At 67.1% G+C, this 6,394-nt stretch carries 4 protein-coding genes and 1 rRNA gene; 3 read left to right on the top strand and 2 right to left on the bottom strand.

Going from position 1 to position 6,394, the window contains the following annotated elements:
• Nucleotides 1-117: 117 nt before the first annotated feature.
• Nucleotides 118-232, top strand: a 5S ribosomal RNA gene (gene rrf / locus HMPREF3113_RS06825).
• Nucleotides 233-826: 594 nt separating this feature from the next.
• Here the strand turns inward: rrf and HMPREF3113_RS06820 are convergent.
• Both HMPREF3113_RS06820 and HMPREF3113_RS06815 read right to left on the bottom strand, forming a co-directional pair.
• Complete coding sequence (locus HMPREF3113_RS06820; RefSeq protein ID WP_070471555.1) at nucleotides 827-2,557, bottom strand: M28 family metallopeptidase; 1,731 nt, start codon at nucleotides 2,555-2,557, stop codon at nucleotides 827-829.
• A 54-nt stretch (nucleotides 2,558-2,611) separates the two neighbouring features.
• Entirely contained in the window at nucleotides 2,612-3,274 is a 663-nt protein-coding gene (locus HMPREF3113_RS06815) for a hypothetical protein (RefSeq protein WP_070471554.1), read from the bottom strand.
• 52 nt (nucleotides 3,275-3,326) lie between these two features.
• On the opposite strand from HMPREF3113_RS06815, the gene HMPREF3113_RS06810 reads away from it, so the two are divergent.
• On the top strand, nucleotides 3,327-4,697 hold the full coding sequence (locus HMPREF3113_RS06810) for a murein hydrolase activator EnvC family protein (protein WP_070471548.1): 1,371 nt from the start codon (nucleotides 3,327-3,329) through the stop codon (nucleotides 4,695-4,697).
• 127 nt (nucleotides 4,698-4,824) lie between these two features.
• Nucleotides 4,825-6,360 (top strand): S41 family peptidase, encoded by a 1,536-nt coding sequence (locus HMPREF3113_RS06805; RefSeq protein WP_070471547.1) that lies wholly within the window; start codon nucleotides 4,825-4,827, stop codon nucleotides 6,358-6,360.
• The last annotated feature ends 34 nt before the right edge of the window (nucleotides 6,361-6,394 follow it).

The raw sequence follows: 6,394 nt of genomic DNA, 5'->3' as shown, positions 1-6,394 counted from the left end.
ACCCCGCTGCTCACGCAGCGGGGTTTTCTTTTATTGCAGGCACCTGGTTTTTGCAGGTATCTGTTTCTCGGAAGAGACCTCTGCTGAGCCGGCGCATCGCGCTGCTCCAACCGTCTCCCTGGTGAAATTAGCGCTGTGGAACCACCCGATCCCATCCCGAACTCGGAAGTGAAACGCAGCTGCGCCGATGGTAGTGTGGCCTAAGCCATGCGAGAGTAGGTCATCGCCAGGGTTTTTACCCAAAACCCCGCTGCTCACGCAGCGGGGTTTTTTTTGTCCTTCTCCCAACGGATGGGAGCGCCTCATTTCACGTGCCACAGCAGATGAGCACGGTCATGCAGCCAGTGCGGCGGGTCTCGCTGAGCAGTAGTGCGGCGGGTCTCGCTGGGCAGTTCTGCGTTTTGGGAATGGTGGCGTCTCCGCTCGCATCTTCCGCGAGCGTAAGGCCCCCGTAGCGACCGGCAGGCCCCTCGGCAAATGTCCCCCGGCCGCCGCCTGACGACGACGCCCTCCTCCTTGATTTTGCCCAGGCGCCTACCGGCCGCTACGAGGCTTCGCGTGCTGTGTGCGGACTGACCAGATCAATCCCGGCACTCGCTGTCGCGCTGCTGCTGGGCGGCGCCAGTGGTCTCCACACGTGGGTCGCGATGCCCTTGTGGGCGAAATTAAGGAGGAGGGGGCGGCCACAGGCCGACCCCGGGGGACATTCGCCGGCAAGGGTATCGCGTCCCAACGCCCGACCAACCCAGCCGCCGCCGCAAAAAAAACGGCGCCCCGAAAGGCGCCGTTTTCATGAAACAGAGATCACATCAGCTAGAACGACCGCTCAGCGCGCAGACTCCGCGGCCGGCGCCTCAGCGCCCTTGCCCTTCATCATCGCATCGCGTGCCGCCTTGAACGGATTGCCTTCGTACCAGTTCGGCCAACGATCGCCGCCGGCCAGTTCCTTGCCAACCCCGTACAGCAGCTGCAGGTCCTCGACCGTGCCGTCCAGCTTCCAGGTGGCCGGATCGAACTCATCCTTGGGGCCGTGGTAACGGTGGCTGCCGTAGTCTTCGGCCGCCTTGCGGCCAGCCTCGACACCGCCCTCGCGCAGATCCTCACCACCGTCGGCATACAGCGCCGGCACGCCCGCCTTGGCGAAGTTGAAATGATCCGAACGGAAGTAGAAGCCGCTCTGCACCGCGGTCTCGCCGTGCAGGGTGCGGCCCTGATTCGCGGCCAGCGGCTTGAGGATGTCCTCCAGCTCGGAGCTGCCGAAACCGGTCACGGTCATGTCCTTGGCGCGGCCGGCCACCGACATCGCATCGATGTTGATCACGCCGGCGATCTTGTCCAGCGGGAAGGTCGGGTGGCTGACGTAGTACTTCGAGCCGAGCAGGCCGGACTCTTCCAGCGTCACCGCCAGGAACACCACCGAACGCTCCGGTGCCGGCTGCTGGTGGACCATCGCGTCAGCGACTTCCAGGATGCCGGCCACGCCGGTCGCGTTGTCGACGGCACCGTTGTAGATGTTGTCGCCCTGCTCACCCTCGTGCTTGCCCAGGTGATCCCAGTGCGCCATGTACAGCACGGCCTCGTCGGCGCGCTTGCTGCCGGGCAGGACGCCGACCACGTTGCGCGACTTCTTCTCGGCGATGGTGCTCTTCAGGTCGAAGGAGACCTTGGCCTTCAGCGGGACCGGCTTGAAGCCGCGCTTGCTGGCATCCTTGTAGGCCTTGTCCAGGTCCAGGCCGGCCTCGGCGAACAGCTGGCGCGCGGCCTCGGCGCTCAACCAGCCCTGTGCGGGCAGGCGCGCTTCCGGATCATCCTTGGCCGGCAGGTCGTACTGCGGGCCGGCCCACGAGTTCTTGACCACATCCCAGCCGTACGACGCACCGGCGGTGTCGTGCACGATCAGTGCGGCAGCAGCGCCCTTGCGTGCGGCCTCCTCGAACTTGTAGGTCCAGCGGCCGTAATAGGTCATGCGCTTGCCGTCGAACAGCTTCTCGTCGTTGACGTGGAAGCCCGGGTCGTTGACGAACATCACGACGGTCTTGCCCTTCCAGTCCTGGCCGGCGTAGTCGTTCCACTTCTGCTCCGGTGCGTCCACGCCGTAGCCGACGAACACCAGATCGCTGTCCTGGACCTTCACCTCCGGCTGGCCGCTGCGGGTGCCGATCACCATGTCGGTGCCGAACGTCAGCTCGCGGGTTTTGCCCGCCTGGTCCAGCTTGAGCACGGTCGATTCGTCGGCGGTGGTCTCGGTCATCGCCACGTCCTGGAACCAGCTGTCGCCGTTGCCCGGCTGCAGGCCGATGCGCTGCATCTGGTCGCGGATGTAATTGACGGTCAATTCTTCGCCCTTGCTGCCCGGCGAACGGCCTTCGAACTCATCCGAGGCCAGGGTCTTGACCAGCTCGGCGAAGTCGTCGGCGTTGATCTCGGGCGAGAACGCGTGGCCCGGTGCGGTGGGCGCCGCGTCGGTGGCGGGCGCTGCGGTGGGCGCGGTGGATTCGCCCTTGCACGCGGTCAACGCAGCGGCAGCGGCAAGGCACAACAGAAGTTTGCGGGGCATCATCGGTTCCTGGAACGGGAAAGGCGGGTGCGCATGGCACCAGTCACCACCATATCAATCCTGTGGCGCGGTGTCGGTATCGAAAGGTACGGCCACGGCGCCGCTGACCCGGCCGATGCGGGCAGTGCGGTGCACGTACAGGGTGACCTCGCGCTCGAACTGCAGCGCTCCGTTGACGGACGCGTTCGGCCCGATGATCACGCGCGGCTTGCGGCCAGGCGTCAAGGACAGGTTGAAGTTCGGCTTCTTGACCTCGATCCCGCCCTCGACCTGCGAGCCCACGCCAACGGTGATGTCGCCGTTGACCGTTTCGATGCCGCGCGCCACGCGCGTTTCGACCAGGCCGATGCTGCCGTTGACGGTTTCCAGGCCGCCATCGATCTGCGTGCCGCGGTCCAGGAAGATGCCGCCGTTGACGGTGTCCACGCCGCCACTGGCAATCACTTCGCGCCCCACCCGCACGCTGCCATTGACCGTGGAAATGCCGCCGGTGCGCGCGCGATCGGCCACCCGGATGCCGCCGTTGACGGTTTCAATGCGACCGGTGACGGCGCCTTCGGCGACCTTGATGCCGCCGTTGACCGTCTCCAGATTGCCGTAGCTCTGGCCAGCCTCGGCGGAGATGCTGCCGTTGACCTTGCTGATGTTGTCGCTTGCCAAGGCCGGCCCACAGGGCAGCGTCAGGGCCAGCAGCAGCGGAAGCAGGGAGCGTTTCATGGGAACCTCGATGGTGGAGCGCGGCTGGCAGGCCGCCTGCAGGAATGTCACCATGCATCGTTGCAATCCGCATCTGCCTGAAGTCACTGGAAAGCCCTTGCGCCACAACGCCTTTTCCTCACGCCGGGATAACAATCCGACCGATGGACGCGGTCGCACGCAGTGGCTGAGCCCGGCGTTGCGTGCCCTCGTGCTGGCAGTGGCCGTGCTCGGCGCCAGCCCGCTGGCCGCGCAGTCGTCCAAGGAGGCCGAGCGCAAGCTGCAGAAGCTGCGCAGCGAGCTCAAGGGCGTGGCCCAGGAACGGCGGACGCTGGAAGGCCAGCGTGGGCAGGCATCGCGCCAGCTGCGCGAAGCCGATGAGAAGGTGGCCCGCACCGGGCGCGTACTGGCCCAGACCGAAACCGCGCTGCAGCGCGAAACCCGCGCCATGAACGAACTGCAGGCCAAGCGCGATGCGCTGCAGGCCGGGCTGGAACAGCAGCGCACGGAGCTGGCCTCGCTGCTGCGCGCGGCCTATCGCATCGGCAACAACGCACCGCTGAAGCTGCTGCTGTCGCAGGACCGTGTTGCCGATGCGAACCGCAGCCTGGCCTACCACCGCTACCTGCAGCGCGAGCGCGCGCAGCGGATCCAGTCGCTGACGGCCGACCTCACCGAACTGCAGCGCGTGGAGACGGAGATCGTCGAACGGCGCAAGGCGCTGGAAGGCACCCGCCAACAGCAGAAACAGCAGGTGGCCACGTTGGCCGATGACCGCCGCGAGCGGGCGGCCACGGTTGCCACGCTGGATGAGCGCTACAAGGACCGCAGCGAGCGTGAGAAGGCGCTGGGCCAGGACGCCAAGGCACTGGAAAGGCTGCTCGCGAATCTGCGTGCCGCCGCTGCACGTGCCGAGGCGGAACGTCGCGCTGCCGCGCGCCGGGCCGCTGCGGAAAAAGCCGCTGCGGAGAAGGCTGATCGCGCTGCTGCCGCCAGTGGCACGCGGCCGCCGCCGCGGGCGACCAAGACGCCCCCTGCGGTCGCTTCCGCACCGGCCCCGAAGGTGGGCGGCCTGGGCTGGCCGTTGTCCGGCAATCTGCTCGCCCGCTATGGCGGCAAGCTGCCCGATGGCCGCACCAGCAGCGGCGTGCTGATCGGTGCGCCAGCGGGCAGCACGATCACCGCCGTCGCCGATGGCACCGTGGTGTTCTCCGACTGGATGACCGGCTACGGCATGATCCTGATCGTCGACCACGGCAACGGCTACATGAGCCTGTACGCCCACAACGACACCCTGCTGCGCGATGCCGGCGCCACGGTGAAGAAGGGTGAGGCCGTGGCCAAGGTCGGCAACTCGGGTGGGCAGGGCGTGACCGCGCTGTACTTCGAGCTGCGCCGCAATGGCCAGCCGGTCGACCCCGGCAGCTGGCTGCAGCGGCGATAAACCGCGCACAACAGCAGCGCACCGCCAGGGGCGGGGTTCAACGGGAATTTATCGTCGCTTCGCGCATAATCGGGCGACGCACCCCGGTGCGTGGCTCAACCGTCCCCCGCTCATCCTGGAGTGCTTCATGCGCGTAGCCCGTTCCGCCACCTTGCTGCTGGCCCTGTTGCCCGCGGTGTCCTGGGCGCAGCAGACCGCCGAAGCGCCGGCACGCGGGGCCGATGCGGCCACCACGGAAGAAGCGGTGACCTCACGGGTTCCGTTGGAAGAGATCCGCCGCTATGTGGCCGTGTACAACGCGGTGCGCGCCGCCTACGTCGACCCGGTCGATGACAAGAAGCTCATGCAGTCCGCCATCCGTGGCCTGCTGCTGGATCTGGATCCGCACAGCACCTATTTCGACAAGGAAGACGCCGAAGCCTTCGATGAGCAGGCCAACGGCGCCTACGACGGCATCGGCGTGGAGCTGCAGCAGCAGCCCGACAACAGCAGCCTGAAAGTGATCTCGCCGATCGACGATACCCCGGCCGCACGCGCGGGCATCCTTGCTGGCGACCTGATCATCGCCATCGACGGCAAGCCGATCAGTGCGATCGAGGCTACCGAGCCGCTGCGCGGCGTGGCCGGCACCAAGGTCGTGCTGACCCTGGTGCGCGAAGGCAAGCCCAAGCCGTTCGATGTCAGCGTCACCCGCGAGACCATCCGCGTGACCAGCGTGCGCAGCCGGATGCTTGAACCCGGTTACGGCTACATCCGCCTGAGCACCTTCCAGGCCGACACCGGTGCCGATTTCCAGAAGCACGTTGCCCAGCTGCAGCAGCAGGCTGGTGGCAAGCTCAAGGGGCTGGTGCTGGACCTGCGCAGCAACCCGGGTGGCCTGCTGACCGCCGCGGTGCAGGTAGCCGACGACCTGCTCGAGAAGGGCAACATCGTCAGTACCCGTGGCCGCATCTCGATCAGCGATGCCCGTTTCGATGCAACGCCGGGCGATCTGCTCAAGGGCGCGCCGGTCGTGGTGCTGGCCGACGCCGGCTCGGCCAGTGCCTCCGAGGTGCTGGCCGGCGCCCTGCGCGACAACGGCCGCGCGCGCGTGGTCGGCAGCCGCACCTTCGGCAAGGGCTCGGTGCAGACCGTACTGCCGCTGGACAACGGGGACTCGGTGAAACTCACCACCGCGCGGTATTTCACGCCGAGCGGCAAGTCGATCCAGGCCACCGGCATCATTCCCGATGTGCTGCTGCAGCCGGAAAAGCGTGCTGGCGATGACGACCTGCCGGCCAGCCTGACCGACTACAGCGAAGCCACGCTGCCCGGGCACCTGCGCGGTGACGAAGAAGGCACCGAAGGCTACAAGGCCGGTGACGTGCTGCCGGGCGATGGCCCGATCAACGATGCCCTGGCCGAGTTGAAGCAACCGGGTTCGGTGCTGGCCAGGCAGAAGGCGGAGGCGGCGAAGAAGCCGGCGGCAAAGCCGGCAGGGGCAGCGGTGGCAAAGCCTGCCGATGCAACGGTCAAGCCGGCAGAAACGAAACCTGCAGAGACCAAGCCGGCAGAGACCAAGCCGGCAGAGACCAAGCCGGCCGAACAGCCTGCGGCTGCACCGGCTACGCCTGCACCGGCCAAGCCGGAAGCCCCGGCCTCGACGGCACCGATCAAGCCCTGATCGGTAGTGCCGGCCGCTGGCCGGCTCTGCATGA

This window comes from Stenotrophomonas sp. HMSC10F06, from assembly GCF_001807865.1.
GTDB lineage: Bacteria > Pseudomonadota > Gammaproteobacteria > Xanthomonadales > Xanthomonadaceae > Stenotrophomonas > Stenotrophomonas bentonitica_A.
Note: the sequence above shows the minus strand (reverse complement) of the source record. Positions and strands in the feature narration are given on the sequence as shown.

What these genes read in the sequence shown, in the direction of transcription:
- HMPREF3113_RS06820 (WP_070471555.1), bottom strand. Translation starts at nt 2,557, where the DNA reads ATGCCCCGCAAACTTCTGTTGTGCCTTGCCGCTGCCGCTGCGTTGACC.
- HMPREF3113_RS06805 (WP_070471547.1), top strand. Translation starts at nt 4,825, where the DNA reads ATGCGCGTAGCCCGTTCCGCCACCTTGCTGCTGGCCCTGTTGCCCGCG.
- HMPREF3113_RS06810 (WP_070471548.1), top strand. Translation starts at nt 3,327, where the DNA reads ATGCATCGTTGCAATCCGCATCTGCCTGAAGTCACTGGAAAGCCCTTG.
- HMPREF3113_RS06815 (WP_070471554.1), bottom strand. Translation starts at nt 3,274, where the DNA reads ATGAAACGCTCCCTGCTTCCGCTGCTGCTGGCCCTGACGCTGCCCTGT.